This is a genomic window from Gilliamella sp. B3801 (assembly GCF_026536645.1).
GTDB lineage: Bacteria > Pseudomonadota > Gammaproteobacteria > Enterobacterales > Orbaceae > Gilliamella > Gilliamella apicola_I.
This window is the reverse complement of sequence record NZ_JAFNNR010000014.1, coordinates 51,699-72,472: the sequence shown is the minus strand read 5'-3', so window position 1 is coordinate 72,472 and position 20,774 is coordinate 51,699. Positions and strand designations below refer to the sequence as shown.

The 20,774-nt window shown below is 35.6% G+C and carries 17 protein-coding genes, 1 tRNA gene and 1 pseudogene; 11 read left to right on the top strand and 8 right to left on the bottom strand.

Translation table 11 applies throughout. The features are described from left to right. Nucleotides 1–1,777 (bottom strand): annotated as a pseudogene (locus J3U14_RS11200) (hypothetical protein); the annotation flags it as partial. 1,113 nt (nucleotides 1,778–2,890) lie between these two features. Further along, complete coding sequence (locus tag J3U14_RS11195) at nucleotides 2,891–3,643, bottom strand: M48 family metallopeptidase (protein WP_267350066.1); 753 nt, start codon at nucleotides 3,641–3,643, stop codon at nucleotides 2,891–2,893. A gap of 156 nt (nucleotides 3,644–3,799) precedes the next feature. Here J3U14_RS11195 and queA point away from each other — a divergent pair, with 156 nt between their 5' ends. Then, nucleotides 3,800–4,834 carry a tRNA preQ1(34) S-adenosylmethionine ribosyltransferase-isomerase QueA gene (gene queA, locus J3U14_RS11190; protein ID WP_267350068.1) on the top strand — a complete coding sequence of 345 codons (1,035 nt, stop codon included), beginning with the start codon at nucleotides 3,800–3,802 and terminating at the stop codon, nucleotides 4,832–4,834. Nucleotides 4,835–4,908: 74 nt separating this feature from the next. Here the strand turns inward: queA and J3U14_RS11185 are convergent, their stop codons facing one another. Beyond that, nucleotides 4,909–5,550, bottom strand: coding sequence for a M48 family metalloprotease (locus J3U14_RS11185; RefSeq protein WP_267369684.1), 642 nt, complete (start codon nucleotides 5,548–5,550; stop codon nucleotides 4,909–4,911). 180 nt (nucleotides 5,551–5,730) lie between these two features. Here J3U14_RS11185 and tgt point away from each other — a divergent pair, with 180 nt between their 5' ends. Beyond that, the gene (gene tgt, locus J3U14_RS11180) at nucleotides 5,731–6,867 is read left to right on the top strand and encodes a tRNA guanosine(34) transglycosylase Tgt (protein WP_267350072.1); all 1,137 of its coding nucleotides are present in this window, start codon (nucleotides 5,731–5,733) and stop codon (nucleotides 6,865–6,867) included. Between the two features lie 72 nt (nucleotides 6,868–6,939). Next, nucleotides 6,940–7,016: transfer RNA gene (locus J3U14_RS11175), tRNA-Pro, on the top strand. Between the two features lie 110 nt (nucleotides 7,017–7,126). Here J3U14_RS11175 and J3U14_RS11170 read toward each other — a convergent pair. Continuing rightward, nucleotides 7,127–8,158 (bottom strand): LacI family DNA-binding transcriptional regulator, encoded by a 1,032-nt coding sequence (locus J3U14_RS11170; RefSeq protein WP_267350074.1) that lies wholly within the window; start codon nucleotides 8,156–8,158, stop codon nucleotides 7,127–7,129. Between the two features lie 320 nt (nucleotides 8,159–8,478). On the opposite strand from J3U14_RS11170, the gene J3U14_RS11165 reads away from it, so the two are divergent. The 4 genes from J3U14_RS11165 to rimL all read left to right on the top strand — a co-directional run bounded on the left by J3U14_RS11165 (nucleotide 8,479) and on the right by rimL (nucleotide 11,277). Beyond that, nucleotides 8,479–8,922, top strand: a complete 444-nt coding sequence (locus J3U14_RS11165) for a PTS sugar transporter subunit IIA (protein ID WP_065558380.1) — start codon at nucleotides 8,479–8,481, stop codon at nucleotides 8,920–8,922. A 32-nt stretch (nucleotides 8,923–8,954) separates the two neighbouring features. After that, on the top strand, nucleotides 8,955–9,227 hold the full coding sequence (locus J3U14_RS11160) for a PTS sugar transporter subunit IIB (RefSeq protein WP_065558381.1): 273 nt from the start codon (nucleotides 8,955–8,957) through the stop codon (nucleotides 9,225–9,227). Between the two features lie 21 nt (nucleotides 9,228–9,248). After that, nucleotides 9,249–10,613, top strand: coding sequence for a PTS ascorbate transporter subunit IIC (locus tag J3U14_RS11155; protein ID WP_267350078.1), 1,365 nt, complete (start codon nucleotides 9,249–9,251; stop codon nucleotides 10,611–10,613). Nucleotides 10,614–10,725: 112 nt separating this feature from the next. Beyond that, nucleotides 10,726–11,277 (top strand): 50S ribosomal protein L7/L12-serine acetyltransferase, encoded by a 552-nt coding sequence (gene rimL, locus J3U14_RS11150; RefSeq protein ID WP_267350080.1) that lies wholly within the window; start codon nucleotides 10,726–10,728, stop codon nucleotides 11,275–11,277. Nucleotides 11,278–11,313: 36 nt separating this feature from the next. Here rimL and J3U14_RS11145 read toward each other — a convergent pair whose 3' ends face one another. Together J3U14_RS11145 and adhP are read right to left on the bottom strand one after the other, a co-directional pair. Continuing rightward, entirely contained in the window at nucleotides 11,314–12,807 is a 1,494-nt protein-coding gene (locus J3U14_RS11145) for an APC family permease (RefSeq protein WP_267350082.1), read from the bottom strand. A 203-nt stretch (nucleotides 12,808–13,010) separates the two neighbouring features. Then, complete coding sequence (gene adhP, locus J3U14_RS11140) at nucleotides 13,011–14,045, bottom strand: alcohol dehydrogenase AdhP (protein ID WP_267350083.1); 1,035 nt, start codon at nucleotides 14,043–14,045, stop codon at nucleotides 13,011–13,013. 496 nt (nucleotides 14,046–14,541) lie between these two features. Here adhP and J3U14_RS11135 point away from each other — a divergent pair, with 496 nt between their 5' ends. Next, nucleotides 14,542–15,582, top strand: coding sequence for a tagatose 1,6-diphosphate aldolase (locus J3U14_RS11135; protein ID WP_267350084.1), 1,041 nt, complete (start codon nucleotides 14,542–14,544; stop codon nucleotides 15,580–15,582). A 133-nt stretch (nucleotides 15,583–15,715) separates the two neighbouring features. On the opposite strand, the gene grxB is transcribed toward J3U14_RS11135, so the two are convergent. Continuing rightward, a complete protein-coding gene (grxB, locus tag J3U14_RS11130; RefSeq protein WP_267350085.1) occupies nucleotides 15,716–16,366 on the bottom strand; it encodes a glutaredoxin 2 in 651 nt (216 codons plus the stop codon). 2 nt (nucleotides 16,367–16,368) lie between these two features. After that, nucleotides 16,369–16,989, bottom strand: coding sequence for a Pr6Pr family membrane protein (locus tag J3U14_RS11125; protein WP_267350086.1), 621 nt, complete (start codon nucleotides 16,987–16,989; stop codon nucleotides 16,369–16,371). Between the two features lie 235 nt (nucleotides 16,990–17,224). On the opposite strand from J3U14_RS11125, the gene xerD reads away from it, so the two are divergent. The 3 genes from xerD (at nucleotide 17,225) to recJ (ending at nucleotide 20,658) form a co-directional block, all read left to right on the top strand. Further along, nucleotides 17,225–18,124, top strand: coding sequence for a site-specific tyrosine recombinase XerD (gene xerD / locus J3U14_RS11120; RefSeq protein ID WP_324101240.1), 900 nt, complete (start codon nucleotides 17,225–17,227; stop codon nucleotides 18,122–18,124). Nucleotides 18,125–18,148: 24 nt separating this feature from the next. After that, nucleotides 18,149–18,844 (top strand): bifunctional protein-disulfide isomerase/oxidoreductase DsbC, encoded by a 696-nt coding sequence (gene dsbC, locus J3U14_RS11115; RefSeq protein ID WP_267350088.1) that lies wholly within the window; start codon nucleotides 18,149–18,151, stop codon nucleotides 18,842–18,844. Between the two features lie 77 nt (nucleotides 18,845–18,921). Continuing rightward, complete coding sequence (gene recJ / locus J3U14_RS11110; RefSeq protein WP_267350089.1) at nucleotides 18,922–20,658, top strand: single-stranded-DNA-specific exonuclease RecJ; 1,737 nt, start codon at nucleotides 18,922–18,924, stop codon at nucleotides 20,656–20,658. The last annotated feature ends 116 nt before the right edge of the window (nucleotides 20,659–20,774 follow it).

Here is a 20,774-nt window from a genome sequence, read left to right as displayed (position 1 = left end):
TATCGCCGCTTGACTGGTCTTCATTGATATACGTCCCGCCAATTCGAACATGGTCGTTTAACCAGTGATAAGCACGACCACCAAATACTTTTTCGCTGTTAAAGTCAAAACCATCTGAGTAATATTCATACTCCGCAATAATCCAGACCGGGTTACCCCCTAACAGATTACCGCCTTCAATTATCGAGCTCCCCGTCTCGCCCTGTGCCGTCATCGGCAGTGGCTTGGTTAAAAGTACCCGACCCTGAAACTGATTGACTTCATAGTCCACACCTTCCGTCAACGTCCCGGTACTCAGTACCCGACCCGTATTACGGTCACGTACCTCCATCGACAGCTTTAAACTCCCTTCGGTAATACGCTGATGTTTTAAAAAATACAAACTACCACCGGTCGAGGCTAACTCAACATGACTGCCCCGTGTTTCACCGTTCGATAAAAACACCGTCCCGTACGTGCGGGTATCACCATATCCGGTCACACCTTCACTTTCATGAGACAATTGTGCACCGTATAAACTGCGGTTAAAGTTGGCAAACTCATTGCCGGTAATCTGCGTGTTATAGTTACCCCATAACCCGTAACTTTTCCCTTTCTCTATTTTGAGATAAAACTTCCCTTCCGTATCCACATCCCGCTCAGTGGTCGAACCATCACCGTGAGTAGGGTAGTAAGCTTGCGGGTCGATTTCCCGGATAAAACGGGTCGGGTCTTTTTCACCTAAATGACCGAACGCATTTTTCAGCCGGGTTTCCGTTGTGTCTAAATGGGCGGTAATGCGATAATCACCTTTGTTCGCTTTTAAGTAAAAAGCAACCCGTCCATCCCAGCTCCCTTTACCGCTGTAGTGATGACTGTCTGCCTCTTCCAGTATGGATTGTCCGTCGCCACTGACATTGTTTTGCGCATACGTCACATCCACTATGCCCACATAGAAAAGGTCATCTTCCTGCTCCACCACCAGCTTTTCCTGCTGTGTGTAGGTCTGACCCTGCTCATCCTGCCAGCTTAAATCAAACTGATAATCACCCGGGGATAAAATTATCTCGCGCATGGCTCGACCATTGTCGTCCACCACTAAGCGCTCACCATTGAGCATCACTGCTTTTTTATCTTCCAGTCCCGCCATTTGAATGACCACTTTACGGTCTTGCGCACTGGTGACGATGCCCTGATGGTTTATTCGGCTTTCACCAAAGCCCGGTATGGTGCTGTCTGATTTTAATTGACCAAATAATAAATTCGACGTGGGGGTCGTTTTGCGGTAGGCGGTGAATGGATTGTCGATTTGTGCACTGCCGTAACCTAAGGTTTTAAATGGCACTGCATAGACGGTATCTTTTTGGCCTGCATAACCGGTCGTGCTTAAAATCGCTTTATACTCGCTGTCTGTCGATAACGGCTCACCATTATCCGTTTCCCCGCTCCATAATACGGCCTCATCCGGACTGATATCACTAAAACGGAACGTCTTTAAGGGATATTGGTTATCTAAGTCTGATTGACGGTAAACCGTAATCTGATATTCCGCTATTTTTGAGGGGTAGTTAGTATAGACATAAAATCCCATTGGTGAGGTAAACAGCCCTTGCGAGGTCAGCTTAAGCTTGGGATTATAGATACTTAAGTTAAGCTTTTCTTCTGCATTAAACTCATCCCGGATAATGTTCAATTTGGGTACGTTATCCGTACCGGCATAAACACCATTTGAGCCGAGTAAAAAAGCAGCACTTATCCCCAGACAAGGTAAATGCCGGGTCCAGTTATGTTTTTTCATCTACTTTATTTCCTTTCTTTTTAAGGTCAATTGCTTTATTTTTTTATAATTAAATTTATTTATTAGGTTTTATTGACTAAATTGTTATTCTGCTGACCAATCAAAACAATAATTTATAATCAATTGTTTTTTTAAAAGAAAAACACCTAATTAATGAAACAATAGTTCAACTTATTACTCAATTTTTGGGCTAGCAAAAATGATAAATTTTGAACATAAACTTCTTATCCCTTGATTCAAAACGATTTTTTGAGAAGCGGGCAATTTAACAAAACAAAAATTTTTTTACATATTTTTTTCAAATATTTTCGCAATTATATATTGATCACAAAAAACGATCAATACATAACAACATGATCGCAAAAAACTATCATTACCGCATATAACTATTTTTATTAAGATTAATTACGTATAAAAACATGTACTCATTACTTTTAAAATTAAAAAAACAGATGCTAATTAATAACAATATCAACATTTAATTACATAATTTTGCTTATTGATCTTGATTAGACACTATTGGATATTTAACTTTGTAAATTAATCAGCAAAATTTTAAAAAAATCAAAAAAATTTGTTTTCAATTAATGCATTACTGATACAAATCCATTTAATAAATTAAGATAAAGAATTCAATTACAACCAAACTTTCGGATGAGTAAAAATTTTTAAATGTTGCACATTCATTTCATCTCTATTCGTTTTTAATGATCAGAAAAATTAACAAAACAAGCGTTTTTTACAGATAATTTTCAAATATTTTCACAATTATACATTGATCGTAAAAAACGATCAATTTAAACAATTAAAATCAACAAAACCTATTAATTTAAGTATAACTATTTTTAATTTTGCTTAGTGAAGTATGAAAAGAAGCATTAAATTATTTTAACAATCTGATAAATAGATAGTTATTTACAATAATCCTGTAATGACATGACTAAATAGTAAAAATAAGTAGTTTGTAAATGCGAGATGATAGGTAAAGAAATGAAGTATATCTTCTGGATGTCTATTGATTAATATTATTAAATTCGTCTTGAAATTTCAATTTACATAAAAACAAAAAGCACCAACAAATTAGGTGCTTTTGACTCAATTATTGACTCGATATTATTTTTTCAATCTGGCAATCTTTTTACGGATATTAGCCGCACGATCTGATGAAGAAGGATGACTACTTAATAAGTCAGCATTACCACCACCAAGTTTTTCAAAACTCGTTGCAAGCCCTACTGGATTAATGTTTTTCTTTACTAAGAAGTCAAAAGAGTAGTTATCAGCGTCTTTTTCTTGTTTTTGTGAAAATTGAGAGTTAACCACAGCGGTGGCTAAAGCTCCTAATTTAGATTTTGATAACGCAGTTACCGCCGCGTTTCCTGATGAAGCAACAGCATCACGCGCTATCTCGGTAGCATAAGCAACTTGCATTGCTTTTTTAGTGTGCCCTAAAGCAACATGGCCTAATTCATGCCCTAAAACACCCTGAATTTCATTGTCATTCATGTTATCCATTAAACCACTATAAACACGGACACAACCGTTAGCCATTGCCCATGCATTGATATCTTTAGTTAGATATACTTTATATGTGATAGGTGTTCCATTTATGTTATAGCCAAGTGTTTTGGCAATTTTATTCAATCGTTTAGTATAAGCACTGTTGGCAGACGCAATTTTTGCTTTTGAATCCATTTGAGCACATGCATTAGCGCTGAGTGTTTTTATTTCATCGTCACTAAGTGTTGCTGCTTGAATGCCACGCATACCTAGATCAGTCATATTATCTATACTGTTACAACCGACTAATGATATTGCTGCAACCAAAGGAAGCGCAATGGATAATGTATTTTTGAGATTTTTCATTTTGTTTTCCTTATTTTAAATATAATTACTTTATTCCTAACCTTAGCTAGGCAGCGAAAATTTTAAACTAACTTTAATAATAAGCAATAAATAATTACTTGCTTACTGGTATTATGAGATTTAGACTAATGCCTATTTTTTTCAGACATAGCTATTATGAAACTATCCGATTTTAATTTTTTACTTCCCAAAGAACTTATTGCAAAGCACCCTTCTCAAACAAGAAGTGACTGTCGACTTTTATCTTTAAATGGTCATACAGGAAAGATTGAACACGGAATTTTCACCGATATTATCAATAAAATTAATCCCGGTGATTTACTTGTTTTTAATAATACTAAAGTTATTCCTGCCCGTTTATTTGGTAAAAAAGTTTCGGGAGGAAAAATTGAAATTTTAGTTGAACGAATTTTGAATAATAATCGTGCACTAGCACATATAAAAGCATCAAAATCACCTAAAGAAGGTACCGAACTTTTATTAGGAGATGATGATTCAATTAAGGTGATTATGGTGGCAAGACATGATACTTTATTTGAACTTCAATTTCCTGATGATGTATTGACTATTTTAAATAAAATTGGTCATATTCCTTTACCTCCTTATATTGATCGCCCTGATGATGAACAAGACCGTGAAGTTTATCAAACTGTTTACAGTAAAGTGCCCGGTGCAGTTGCTGCACCTACTGCGGGGCTCCATTTTGATGAACCTCTATTAAAAAAATTGAAAGATAAAGGCGTTGAAATGGCTTTTGTTACTTTGCATGTTGGTGCAGGTACATTTCAGCCCGTAAGAGTTGAAAATATTGAATCGCATATAATGCATGCCGAGTATGCAGAAGTCCCCGAAACAGTTGTTGAGGCAGTGTTAGCTTGTAAAGCTCGTGGTAATAAAGTCATTGCCGTGGGCACAACATCGGTTAGAGCACTTGAAAGTGCCGCCCAAAAAACAGGCACTATTGCGCCTTTTTTTGCCGACACTCAGATTTTTATTTATCCCGGCTACCAATTTAATGTGATCGATGCATTAATCACAAATTTTCATTTACCCGAATCGACTTTAATTATGTTAGTTTCAGCCTTTGCTGGTTATGAAAATACAATGAATGCTTATCAACAAGCCGTTAACGAAAAATATCGTTTTTTTAGCTATGGTGATGCGATGTTTATTACTGGCAAACAAATTTAATTGGTGAGTTTTTAAAATTTGCCAATCGAAGTAGTAACCATTTACCCATTGATTGGCAAACGAAGAAAACATTATTACTTAATATTCTTCAGTTTTTGTGAAATATGATTAATTCGTGTTGATATTGCAGGATGCGATGTTAGATCGACGTCATTATGTACCGGCATTTTCATGAGCATGCTAATCAGTGCGGCAGAGTTTAATTTTTGTTTACGTAACATCTCGATCGCATAATTATCCGCATCAATTTCATTTTGCTGAGCGGTCTCGTTTCTTATCATTACAACTGTTTTATTCGCTTTATCATAAATTTCAATATAAGGGGCATGTTGGAATGAGTGTATCGCATGTTTTAGCGCAATGTGTCCTTGTTCATGAGCAATTACCGCCAATAGCTCATCATCGGTTAACAGTTTAATCAATCCGCTGTTTAAGCGTATACAACCATTTGCTGATGACCAAGCATTAGGCTTTGTATTGAGATAAACTTTATAATTTAATTGAAGATGATTAATCGTGTTAGGCAGATATTGAATAAGACGATGAAGTCGTTGACTCATCACATGATCATGAGCTAACACAATAGATTGCTTATCTTCATCACGACAAACTTGTTCGTTAAATTTTAGGATATCCTGCTCAGATAACGCGACAATTTGTTTAGAAGAAAAAATAAATTGCGGTTTATTAAGTTGGCTTTGACAACCTGTTATCATGAATAAAATTAAAAATGACAATGATAGAATAATGTATCTCAAAATTTTTAAAATCTCTCCAAATGTTGTCTATTGCAAGTGATCACGATAAACTAGGCGCCGAAATTTAATAATACGACGACGTATTATATCAATAATTTGCGCCAAACTGTTTATTTGGTCGCACGAGGTTAACAAGACATGAAATTTGAATTAGACAATACAGACGGACTCGCTCGTCGAGGACGTATGAAATTCGATCGCCGTGGCGTCGAATACACCGTTGAAACACCTGCATTTATGCCTGTTGGTACTTATGGTACTGTAAAAGGGATGACACCTGAAGAAGTCTCCGCAACTGGAGCCCAAATCTTATTAGGTAATACCTTTCATCTATGGTTACGACCCGGACAAGAGATTATGCGTAAACATGGTGATTTACATGATTTTATGCAATGGCATGGCCCTATTTTAACCGATTCTGGTGGGTTTCAAGTTTTTAGTTTAGGTGATATTCGTAAAATTAAAGAAGAAGGCGTTTATTTTCGTAATCCAATTAATGGCGATTCAATCTTTTTATCGCCTGAAATTTCAATGGAAATTCAATACGACCTTGGTTCTGATATTGTGATGATTTTTGATGAATGTGCGCCTTTTCCTGCGGAGTGGGACTATGTCAAAAAATCGATGGAAATGTCATTACGCTGGGCAAAACGAAGCCGTCAACGTTTTGATGAACTTGGTAATAAGAATGCATTATTCGGTATAGTTCAAGGTGGTATACATCAAGAATTACGTGACATATCCATTAAAGGATTAACCGAAATAGGCTTTGACGGATATGCTGTGGGTGGATTAGCCGTTGGTGAACCCAAAGCGGATATGCATCGTATCTTAGAAGGCACTTGCCCTCAATTACCGGCTGATAAACCGCGTTATCTAATGGGCGTTGGCAAACCTGAAGATTTAGTTGAAGGCGTACGTCGTGGTATCGACATGTTTGACTGTGTCATGCCAACCCGAAATGCTCGTAATGGACATCTTTTTGTAACCAACGGCGTTATTAAGATTCGTAATGCCAAATATAAAGATGACACAACACCACTTGATCCTGAGTGTGATTGTTATACCTGTAAAAATTACACAAAATCTTATCTTCATCATTTAGATAAATGTGGTGAAATTTTAGGTGCTCGACTCAACACTATTCACAATTTACGCTATTATCAACGTTTAATGGCAGAGATTCGAGAAGCGGTTGCTAACAAACGTTATGAAGAATTTGTTACCGAATTTTATCAACGTATTGGCAAAACACCAGCCCCTTTTACAAAATAAAAAATTATCATCATAATTTTTAGGGGAAACTCTTGACACATCGAGGTTAGCGCAGTATTATGCGCATCCTAACGGCGAGTAGCGCAGCTTGGTAGCGCAACTGGTTTGGGACCAGTGGGTCGGAGGTTCGAATCCTCTCTCGCCGACCAATTTCAAAAAAAAGCCTACTTTTCTAAGCAGGCTTTTTTTGTTTCTGTATTTTGAGAATAAAATTTATCTCATTATTTTCTCTCTTTTATCTAACATATAATACGATCAACTATAAACTCACTCGAGCTTGAATCACTGGCTCTAATTGGGATAATATAGGTTCACTCAAATCCGTTTTGTTATTTAATTTATGTAATATTAAAGTCGCCGTATATTCTCCAATCTGTTTGGAAGGTAATGCGACAGTCGTTAATGGTGGAAAGCTTACTTCACTAAATTCATTATTACCAAATCCACTTACTGCTAATTGATAAGGGACACGAATGTGCCGACGTTGACATTCATAAAGCACACCACACGCTAATTCATCAGTCGTACATATTAAAGCGTCAAGTTCAGGCCAGTTGAGTAATATATCGGAGAGCAAATCGGAACCCGTACTAAAGTTAGCAGGTTTAGCTGCATTAATTACTCTATGATTGGGTAAATGATAAGTTAACATTGCTTTATGCCAACCGTGCAAACGCTGTTGAAAAAAATGATTCTGTTGATTAGCACATAGTAAACCAATATGGTGATAACCCTTTTTAATCGCATACTCGGTAAGCGTATACATAGCTAAACAATCATTTATTTCAACATTTAAATCTATTAAGTCTTCATATTGCTTGCCAATATTCATAATCGGTATTGTTTTGTAATTGGTGATTTGTTGAATTAACCCTTCATCTTCAACATGAAATAACAAAATTGCTTCAAGCTGATAACTGCTTAACGTATTAACTAATTGCGATTCGCATTTGTAATAATGGCACAATTCGATAATTAATGTCGTATAACCTTCTTTTGCTAAGTGAGTTTGCAAAGTATTAAGTAAAATTTTTGCTGTATGATCATATATTTTAGAAGTAATTACCGCGATAACTTTAATCGCCGATGCTGAAGCCAGTAAGCTTGCTGCGACATTGGGTTTATAACCCAATGTCGTAATCGCCAATTGAATTTTTTGACGGAGCTTATCCGAAACTTGCTCAGGTGTCCGTAAAGCTCTTGATACCGTCATAGCCCCGACACCAGCATGTTTCGCGACATCAAACAAAGTGATCTGCCCAGTACTCTTACGCTTTTTTATATCCTGCATGTTTTATCTCAATTAACGTTAACCCTTTTATTTATCTGGCTGTTTGCCCAAAGAATAATGAACTAAATTTTTTCATGGCTAGCAATCAAGTGCAGATTGTTCAAGCTGTTTTTTAATCATGATTATCGATATAATATTAACACTCTAAAAAATATGAGTTATCCATTCATTAAAAATGTTATCTGTATCACAAAACAGAGAAATTTTATTTTAACTTTGATAGCGCTATCACATTTCTACTATTTTTTAATTTCTATTATTGTGCAGTATGTTAATTTTTTAAAAGATATTAACTTTATATCGGTTTTAATGGAGGAAAAATGTTAGGTAAATGGTTAACCAACCAAACAGTCAATATTATTGATTCGGTTAAAGACTGGAAAGAAGCGATACAACTTTGTGCAACACCATTATTAAAAAATAATGCTATTTCACAAAATTACGTGGATGCTATTTTTCAGTTACACGAATCAATAGGACCTTACTACGTTTTGGCACCCGGTATTGCTATGCCACATGCCAGACCTGAACAGGGTGTAAATCAATTAGGATTGTCAATGTTATTGGTCAAGCAAGGCGTTAAATTCAATTCAGAAGATAATGACCCTGTTTATTTAGTGACTTTATTAGCGGCCAATGATAGCACCAGTCACATTGAAATGTTAACGCAATTAGCAACACTCTTCGGTGAATCAAACGATATGCAGACCATTTTTAAAGCACAACATCGTGATGAAATCTTGGCTGTGATTGATCAATATTAAATTAAATAGAAATGAGTAAAAGGATAAACAATATGAAAATTATGGCAGTTTGTGGTTCAGGTCTTGGTAGTAGTTTTATGGTTGAAATGAATATCAAAAAAGTCCTAAAAAAATTAAATATTGATGCAGAAGTTACACATGCTGATTTAGCTTCAGCAACACCCGATCAAGCTGATCTGTTTGTCATGACAAAAGATTTAGCCACCAGTTCTGGGATTCCTGCCGATAAATTAGTGGTGTTAAACAATATTATTGATATCAACGATTTAGAACAAAAACTCGTTGAGCATTTTGCCAAGAACTGAGCAAATCGTTAAGGAGTTACTATGATTCAGGAAATAGTAAAATTTATTGTTGATATCCTAAAAGTACCTGCGGTGCTTGTTGGCTTAATCGCAATGGTAGGATTATTAGCTCAACGTAAATCATTTGCCGATACGGTAAAAGGAACCATTAAGACTATTTTAGGCTTTTTGGTATTAGGTGGTGGTGCAACAGTACTTATTAGCGCAATTACACCATTAGGTATCATGTTTGAACAGGCGTTTAAACTTCAAGGAATCGTTCCTAATAATGAAGCTATTGTATCCATGGCATTAAATGAGTATGGCACAGCAACGGCATTAATTATGGCGTTTGGTATGATTGCCAATATTGTTGTTGCTCGATTTACGCGATTAAAATTCATCTTTTTAACCGGTCATCATACTTTTTATATGGCTTGTATGATTAGTATTATTTTAACTGTTTCAGGGTTTCAAGGTTGGCAATTAGTCTTCACCGGCGCACTGGTTTTAGGGTTAATTATGGCGTTTTTCCCTGCTTTAGCTCAACCACAAATGCGAAAAATTACCGGTAACGATGACGTCGCATTCGGTCACTTTGGTACGCTAGGTTATGTCTTAGCTGGTTGGCTTGGAAAGGCAGTTGGCAAAGGGTCTCGTTCTACCGAAGAGATGAACTTACCAAAAAACTTAAGCTTTTTACGTGACAGCTCAATTTCAATCTCGTTAACCATGATGATTATCTATCTAATTTTAGCCGTATTTGCCGGTTCAGATTATGTTGAAAACAATCTTAGTCATGGCGATAATTATTTAGTTTATGCCATTATTGAGGCGATCACTTTTGCAGCAGGTGTCTTTATCATATTGCAAGGTGTACGTCTAATTCTTGCCGAAATTGTCCCCGCATTTACAGGATTTTCAGAAAAATTAGTCCCTAACGCCAAACCTGCTTTAGATTGCCCTGTCGTATTTCCTTATGCACCCAATGCGGTATTGATTGGCTTTTTATTTAGCTTTTTGGGTGGATTAGTTGGATTATTTGTTTTAGGTCAACTTAACGCGGTACTCATTTTACCGGGTGTGGTTCCACATTTCTTCTGTGGTGCAACTGCTGGGGTATTTGGTAATGCAATGGGCGGACGCCGTGGGGCAATGCTTGGCGCATTTGCTAATGGTTTGTTAGTGACATTTTTACCTGTGGTATTATTGCCTGTATTAGGATCACTAGGTTTTGCCAATACCACGTTTTCTGATGTCGATTTTTGTGGTGTAGGCATTTTACTTGGTAATATGGCAAAATGGTTAAATAAAGATGTTATTATGATGATTATTGTTGCTATTTTTGCTTTATTAGTTGTGTATAACTATGTGGCTAAATCAAAAAGCGAGAGTCAGAGCAAATAATAAACATTTATTGTTTTGTATCCATTAAAATCCATCAAAATTGCCAGACTACACAGTCTGGCAATTTCATAAAAAAGGTCATTAAACTGTTATGTTTTTAAGAGAATAAAGAATGAATGATAACCAACAAGATGAAATTCATGTCACTGAACATATCTATCTTAGTCCTGCAACAACTGATTATGCCAAAGCGTTATACCACATTATTGATTCAAATCGTGTCTTCTTTAGTCAATTTATGACATGGCCAAAATTTGTCAAATGCGAGTCAGATACAGCTAATTTTTTAGCAGATTGTTTTGTCAAACATCAGCGTGATCAAACTAAAACCTATGTAATTTTACATAATAACCTATCAGTCGGGTTACTTTCCTTTAATTATATCGATAAAAATAATAAAACTGCCTATCTCGGTTATTGGTTAGATAGCAAAGCACAAGGTAAGGGTATCATTACACAAGCTATCCAAGCACTCACTCATCATTATGCTGTAAAAAAAATCATTAAACGCTTTGTCATTAAATGTGCTGTCACTAATTTGAAAAGTAATCAAGTCGCTAAGCGTTGTGGTTTTGATTATGAAGGAACACTCAAACAAGCCGAATATCTTAATGATGCGTTTTATGATCAAAATATCTATAGTTTAATTTCAAATTATATTTAAGCTACTTGTCATAAAAATAAACTGGCAATAGCCAGTTTATTTTATGAATTGATTAAATAACATCAAAACTTTAAAAGCAAGTCCTGAACTCACGATATAACCATATGCAATTAATCCGGCAATGATAATTAATGAAGCATATGCAATAGAGTATTGTGTTTTGTTATGATATTTTTTCATTTCACCAAGCGAAAGCTCTTTGTTTTGATTCTTTTTATGATAATAGTAGTATACTGGTAAGCCAATCAAGGTTAAAAAGATTGAAGCAATCCCATTTACAGTTTGATAAATCAACATACCATAAATAACATAAGCAGCCCCGCTTATAGCCACAATAGGAATAATAGGGTATCCAATAACTTTGTAAGGTCTAGGCACTTCAGCATATTTTTTTCTGGCAATAATCACACCAATAAAAGTCAGTAGATAAAATACCCAAATCGCAAACATTGAAATTTCTGACAACCGATCAGCATCCAGCAATATCGAATACAAGAATGAAAAAATAACTAAGACAATAATAGCATTAACTGGGGAACGACTATCCTCATCAATCGTACTTAAAAAACGTGCCCCAATAATCGTACCTCGCTCAGCCATACTAAAAATAGTTCGTGATAAGGTCATGATATAACCATTAATGCCACCCAGAATTGAGACCATAATACCAACGGCAACCAAGTTTCCACCGAATTCCCCAAACATGCGTTGTGAAGCAATAGCTGAGGCATCATGTTTTAGTGATACCATTTCCTGTACCGGAAATATTTTAAATAGTGCAATGTTTATACAGGCATAGACAATAATTAAGAATAGGATTCCCAGAATGATTGCTTTAGGTAAAACTTTTGAAGGATTTCGGATTTCACCAGCTACCGAGGCGACTTGCGCCCAACCGTCATAAGCAAACAGTGTCGCAAGAATGGCAACAGCGAAAGGTGCATAGGTTTCAATGCCTTGTCCACTTGCACCAAGTAAGGCGACTTGTCCATTACCTTTCCAAAGACCAAAGATAGCTAATAAAAGGATCGGAATTAATTTACAAATCGTTGCAAAGGTTTGTAAATAGCCTGCCTCTTTAACCCCTATTGCATTAATCAAGGCAATAAAACCTAACACACCTGCACTAACCGCCATTCGATAAGCTTCATCAATATTAAATAATAAGCAAAAAACTGAGCTAAAATAGCCAACAAGTGCCCCTACTAATGATGGCGCAAAAAGAACAGTGATCATCCAACCATAAAGGTGAGATACTTTCGCACCATAAATTTTTTCTAAATAAACTAACATGCCACCAGTTTTAGGAAACATCACCCCTAATTCACACAATGTTAGTCCACCACAAATAGAAAAAATACCGCCTATTATCCACGCTAGTAATGCATAATTATAATCACCAGCGACTTCTAACACTGCGGGTGGTTTCATAAAAGCCCCTGCTCCTAAAACCATTCCGACAACCAGTGATAATGCAGAAACTAGACCAAGATCTTTCCGCAATTTATTTTCTAAATTATGATCTGACATAAACGTCCTCTTTGAGTAATAATCTATATTAAGGAAAATTTATTTATAATAGAAGTTTATGAATAAAATTCAAGAAAGAATACTGTTAACTATCTGAAAAGAATTAAATTCATACAAAGAATGGGATTTTCATCCTTTAAATATAAAAAAGTCAGCATTAAGCTGACTTAAGCATATAAGTCGAAACCTTTTAGTTACTTTTTTTAGTTACTTCTTTTCATTTTCATATCAATGACCATACGCCCTTGAATTTTTCCTGCTTTCATTTCATCGATCATATCGTTGATATCTTCTAATGGTCTTTTTTCTACGATCGGGACAACTTTTCCTTCTGCACTAAATTGAAATGCTTCTGCAAGATCTTCTCGAGTCCCCACAAGCGAACCTAAAACTTGAATACCATCTAATACTGTTTTAGGAATACTTAAATCCATTGTTTCAGACGGTAAACCCAGTGCCACAACACGTCCTAAAGGGCGAACAGATTCAACAGCCTGATTAAAACCTGTCTTAGTTACTGATGTCACCACAGCACCATGCGCACCACCGCCCGTATGTTGTTTGATGTATGCCCCTACATCAACTACTTTTTTAGGATTAACGACTAAATCTGCCCCCAATTTTTTACACAACTCTAATTGACTATCACTATTACTAATTGCCACCACTTTGTTATTAAAGACTTTTTTACCATACTCAACCGCCAAAGTTCCTAAGCCACCAATACCAAATACAGCAAGCCATTGCCCTGGTTTGGTATCCGCAACTTTAATGCCTTTATAAGTGGTAACACCGGCACATGTTACACTGGTTGCTTGAGCGGGATCTAATCCTTCCGGAACTTTAACGGCATAATCAGCCTTAACAATACAAAATTCGGCCATACCTCCGTCAACGGTATAACCCGAATTCAACGCACTACGACAGAATGTTTCATTACCCGATATACAATATTCACAAGTCCCACAACCTGCATGAAACCATGCAATACTCACCCTATCGCCAACTTTTAAACTTTTTACATCGGGCGCAACTTTAGTCACTATGCCGACACCTTCGTGACCAATTACTCTACCCGGCTTTTTACCAAAATCGCCCGAAGCAACATGAAGATCCGTATGGCAAAGACCGCAATATTCAACTTCAACTAAAGCTTCACCAGCTTCTAATGGACGGATAGGAATATCTTTAATGTCGACTTGGCCATCGCAAGCATTTCTTATAACAGCAGCTTTCATTTCTTTCTCCTGAATAATTAAAATTTAACTCATAATTGTATTTATTTTAGTCTTATTTTTATTAAAAAATATGCTTATCTTCAAAGTTTTAAAAAATTTTATATCCTATTTTATTTATTGATATTGTATAAAAACCTATAAAGCTAATTAATTTCACTATTTAGTATTTGCATTTTTATTTCAATTTATATCGTGCCGATAGATGAAGCATGAGTAGTTTTGTCTTAGAACTACTGTTTAGTACAGTCTATAGAATACAAAAAATGAATGCGTATTAATGTTAAGTTAGCCAACAGGCATCAACCACATTGAAAAATTTTAACGATTGTTCTAGAAAATAATATCAAACTATCACAATGTATCACTTTCCAGAAAGGCAACTAATGAACTGAAATTTAATCATTTTTAGCTTTAATCAAAACTAGCACTAAATGACTAATAAATCATCGAGTAATAAATCTACAATGAAAAATCTTTTTAAATGGAGAGTTGTAAAATGGCTACAAAACGTATTTCTCGTGGTAAATTTACCCGTATGCAACAATTATCAAACCAAGAAGGTATTATTGCTGCGTTAGCAATCGATCAGCGTGGTTCAATGGTTAAAATGATGGAAGCCGCCGTTGGTAAGGATCGTTATCATGTTGATATGGTGTATGAATTCAAAGAGCTTGTTTCTCAAGAATTAACAAAATATGTTAGTGCAATTTTGTTAGACGAAGAGTATGGCTTTAAAGGTATGGCGAAAAAAAATCAAAATGCGGGTTTAATCATTTCTTATGAAAAAACGGGTTATGATGCTAACACACCCGGTCGTTTACCTGACGTATTACCGGAAGATTCTTTACAACGGTTATTAAAAAAAGGAGCAGATGCAGCCAAGGTTTTAGTCTATTACAACCCTGATGATCCACAAGATATTTTAGATAAAAAGCATGCATTTTTAGAACGTATTGGCGATGAAGCAAGAGCGGCTGATATTCCCCTCTTTGTTGAACCTATCGTGTATGATAACACGGTGACAGATGATAAAAGTCCTGAATTTGCCAAAATCAAACCACAAAAAGTGATCAATACCATTAAAGAGTTCACGAAAAACCACTATTACATCGATGTTTTAAAAGTCGAAGTTCCTGTACTTTTTAAACATGTTGAAGGCTTCAATGATAATAATATTGTAGTGTATTCACAAAAACAAGCTGCGGATTATTTTAAACAAGCCAGCGATGCCGCCACGCGTCCTTTTATATATTTAAGTGCCGGTGTTCCAACCAAAACATTCCATCAAGAGTTAATTTTTGCGGGTGAAAACGGTGCTAAATATAGTGGTATTTTAGGTGGTCGTGCCACTTGGTTTGAAGGTGTTGCCGTTTATGCCAAAGAAGGGAAAGAAGGACTAAAACGCTGGTTAGATACCACCGGACGGGAAAACGTTGAAGAACTCAATAAGATTTTAAAACAATATGCTACGCCATGGTATGACATTTACGGCGGTAAAGACCAAATTGAAATCATTGATCTTAAATTAGGTAATTAATCGCTCAGTTTCAACATGCTAACTACGATTTATCATATTGTTAGCATGGGTTAATACTTATCATATTCCTATTTTCTAATTGTTAACTCATTAACCTAGGTTAATGAGTTTTTTTGCTTCAAAATATTGGTAATTATACGGCTTTATCAAAAAACAGATTAACCTTACTCTGTTTTGACATCGATTCCAGATAAGCTTTAATTTTAGGCGGAAAGGTCAAACTCTTTACACAAGTTAAATTACGTAATACAGGAAATAATAAGATATCATCTAACGATAAACTACCATTACAAGCAACTGAGGAAACAATCATTGGTGCTAGTTTATCTAGAATGTTTGATACGGACATGACTAATTGGTCGGTTTGTTCAAGACATTCATCAAACGAACCTATTTTTTTCGTTTTATTGGCAACAAAATCATTAATAGCATGTTGAGTTGCAAATTCTGCTAAACCGAGTTTAATGTAGCGAGGGCACTCTAATTTATAATCATATTGTTGTAATTGCTTAATTAATGATGATATTTCGGATGATTGTGATCCAACTAAAATTGGTTTGCCTCCATAATTACTGTCGATGTAATCCACAATATCTAAACTTTCTGGCATATAACTCCCATCATCTTTTTGCAAAATCGGAACCATTTTTTCGCCGATCATGCTTTGCGGTGTTTCCGAATCATCACTAAGTAAAACGAGCTCTTCAACCGGTATATTTTTTAAACCAAAAATCATTCTTGCTCGTGCACAGAAAGGGCAATGTTCATAAATATATAGTTTCATTTTTATCTCCTTAAACGGTCAATACACCATAATAAGAAAGTCAATCCCAAAAATAATAATAGCACTTTACTGACATTATATAATGCTTTTATATAACCTATTTTTTCAATATTGATAAATGGATACGGATATTGATGTGTAAAATAACCTCGAACGAAGATGTAAATAGCATACGCTATCATTGACAATATCGAACCAATAACAACTTTGGCGTTGATACGTCTAAATGGTCCCCAAATAAGCCAACTTAAAATACCTAATAAGGGAATAACAACATGTAAACTTTCATTTGTAAAACGCAATAAACTATTTGGCGGTTGATGAATACCGCGTAAAATTGAGTTATAAATTATTGCGGTAATAATCACACCGATTAAGCCATTTAATCGAATAACATTAAAGCTATAACGGTTACAGTTAGGTTTAAAGGTTAAAAACAGGCAACTTATTGCTAGCATGAGATTGGAAAGAACAGTAAAAAAACTATAATAAAATATTATTCGACCTATCGGCGTACCAGGTTGCCATGGACGAAGCTGAGCATGCCAATAAACATGAGTTTCAATCCCAATTACGAATAACGCATAAACCGCGATAAAAAGGTAAATATTTCGCTTTAACATATAATTACATTGAGGAAATTTTAGAAATGATAAGTATATATCAAACAATGCAAGCCACATATTTTTTTCACTAACATCAATAACATTATATCAGTAAAAAGTTAAAATAATGTCTTTTATCATACAATATGATATTCATGATTTAACATGAGTTACACTGCAATTAATTGCTAATTTAGTATATAATATTTTCTATATTTAAAATGTAGAGATAATCTTGGTGTCAAAAGACCACATTCGTCCTCACAATGACAAACTCGTTGAAGAATTCCTCAACGCCATATGGTTAGAACGAAATTTAGCGGAAAATACTATAGAATCTTATAAACTTGATCTATTGGCACTCAATCAATCGCTACAGTTGAAAAATGTGAATTTTATTACTGCTCAGACCACTCATTTGCAAGATTTTTTAATGCAACGGGTTGCCGATGGTTATCAAGCAAGTAGCACCGCTCGACTGATGAGTGCAACAAAACGTTTTTTTCAATTCTTATATCAAGAGAATTATCGCACCGATGATCCTTCAGCTGTCCTGTCTTCGCCTAAATTACCAAAAAAATTGCCCAAAGATTTAACTGAATCACAAGTTGAGGCTTTGCTTGAATCCCCTAATACTCAAGACTCATTAGAGCTTCGAGACAAAGCCATGTTAGAAGTGCTTTATGCAACCGGTTTACGGGTAACAGAATTAGTGAGTTTAGAAATAAGTGATATTAGTTTACGACAAGGTGTGATTCGGGTAATAGGTAAGGGGAATAAAGAACGTTTAGTCCCACTGGGTGAAGAAGCCATTTATTGGTTAGAATACTATTTTAAATATGGACGCGATGATTTGCTTAAATCGGGGCCTGTCGATGTGCTTTTCCCAAGTAGACTTGGAAAAAAAATGACGCGACAGACATTCTGGCATCGAATAAAATATTATGCCATACTAGCTGATATAAATATTGAAGCACTTTCTCCTCATGTGCTTCGGCATGCATTTGCTACCCACTTACTTAATCATGGGGCAGACTTGCGGGTTGTTCAAATGTTATTGGGGCATAGCAGCCTTTCAACTACGCAAATCTATACCCATGTAGCAACAGAAAGGTTAAAGCAATTACACAGCAAACATCATCCTCGAGCATAGGGTTTAAAAAATAAGGATAAGTAAATGAAAAAATTAGTTTTAGGTTTGGCGTTAATTTCAACCTCAGTTTTGGCAGGTAATAGTGACATTACCGATACCATGAGTAAGCTAGGTTATGAGAATAAAGATTTAAAAATTACCAACACGCCCGTAAAAGGTTTGAAAAGTGTAGTCACACCCGATGGAACCTTTTATGTCACGGACGATGGTAAATATTTAACTCAAGGCCCTATCTATAATGTTGAAGGTGACGAGCCGAAAAACATCGCTAATAGCACTAATTTGGCATTAATGAAAACTATCGAAAAAGATGCTATCATTTACAAAGCCAAAGATGAAAAATATGTGATTTCAGTATTCACTGACTATACTTGTCATTATTGTAAATTGTTGCACGAGAATATAGATCAATATTTAAATAATGGCATTTCAGTCCATTATTTCGCCTACCCTCGTGCAGGTGCTGATAGTGAAGTTGGTAAAAACATGCAATCTATCTGGAGCGTTGCTGATCGCAAAGCTGCTTTTGATAAAGCTTACAAAGGCGATCCTATTACACCAGCTACCAGCGACGTTCCTTATGTTACTCAGCAATTTAACGTTGGTCGACAACTAGGTATAAGCGGTACCCCGTCAATCGTTTTATCCGATGGGCAACTTATTCCAGGTTACGTACCAGCCGATAAATTAATTGAAATCTTAAAAAACACAGCTAAATAATTTTTAATTAAATACTAGCTAAAATTCAAATTTATAATTAATAAGTATGTTAGCGCAAATGCGCTAACATTGAAAATATGAATAAAACTAAATTAGTACGTCGTAAATTACCCGAGTTACATCCTGAATTTTCGAATGACATTCCAACATTATTGCAACGAATCTATGCTCTACGTGGCGTGACATCAAGCAAAGAGATTGATTATGCTGCTCGAAATCTAAGTAATTATGATCAGTTAAATGGTATAGATAAAGCCGTTGAAATTATCTATTCAGCCATGAAAAACAATCAAAGAATCATGATTGTCGGCGATTTTGATACCGATGGGGCGACCAGTACCGCATTGGCTGTCCGAGCATTAAAACAGATGGGATGTCAGTTTGTCGACTATATTATTCCTGACCGATTTGAAGATGGTTATGGTTTAAGTGTTGAAGTGGTTAAAAAAGCGATATCATCGAAAGCTGACCTGATTATTACTGTCGATAATGGCATTTCAGCTATTGAAGCGGTCGAATTTGCTAAACAAGCTAATTTGCCAGTCATTATTACCGATCATCATTTATGCCCTAACCCGTTACCTTCGGCGGATGCCATTATTAACCCTAATTTACCTGATTGTACCTTTCCCTCCAAAAATTTAGCTGGAGTGGGCGTGACATTTTATTTAATGTTAGCGTTAAGAGCAAAATTACGGCAAGAAAACTGGTTTAATGATAATCAGCTTGCTGAATTTAACATTGCTAATTTATTAGATTTAGTTGCACTGGGAACTATTGCCGATGTCGTGAAACTGGATCATAACAACCGTATCTTAGTTCATCAAGGCGTTAGCCGAATCCGCTTTGGTTACTGTTGTGAAGGTATTAAGGCATTATTGCAAGTTGCCAAAAAAGATTGCTGTTCATGTAATGCGACTGATCTTGCTTTTTACATTGCACCAAGATTAAATGCCGCTGGGAGAATGGACAATATGTCGCTTGGTGTCGAATTATTACTCTGTGACCACCCTGACACCGCCCTTAACTTAGCAACTGATCTTAATAATTTAAATAATGATCGCAAATTAATTGAACAGACGATGCATCAAGAAGCTCTGTCTTTCATTGAAAAAATGGAGAATGAAAAAACCTCGATTCCTCACTTTCTAGTGGTTTATCACCCCGAGTGGCATCAAGGTATCATTGGGATTTTATCTTCCCGTTTGAAAGAAAAATATCATCGTCCGGTTATTTCGTTTGCTTCTACTCAAGATGGTTTTTTAAAGGGATCTGGACGGTCAATTAAAGGAATTCATTTACGCGATTTACTTGATGAATTGCAGCACTTACACCCTGAGCTTATGGTAAGTTTTGGGGGACATGCGATGGCGGTTGGTTTAACAATACATGAAAATGATTTATCACGTTTTACCGCATGTGTTGAAGCATTATTACTTAAACGATTAGATGACAAATTATTAGAAACGGTTATTGAAACAGACGGGGAAGTCGATGGACAAGATTTCAATTATTCAATTGCCAAACAATTAAAAGATTCCGGGCCTTGGGGAGAAGGATTCCCTGAACCTATTTTTGATGGTGAATTCATCATTCATCAACAGCGGTTATTGGCAGACAAGCATCTTAAATTGGTTTTAGAACCTAAAAATGGCGGACCAATCATTGATGGTATTGCATTTAATGTTGATCGTCTAGAATGGCCTGATTTATCAATAAAACAAGCTAAAGTTGTTTATCATTTAGACGTAGATGAGTTTCGTGGTAATCAAGCCGCCAAATTATTGATTAGACATTTGTGGCCTATCGCATAGTTGATCAAAATCGATTATAATTCGCAGAATATTTAAAAGTTACATTACATTAACCTTTGATATAATTCAGATAAAGACTAGTTTATTAACATAATTTGTAGAGATTGAGGACTAAA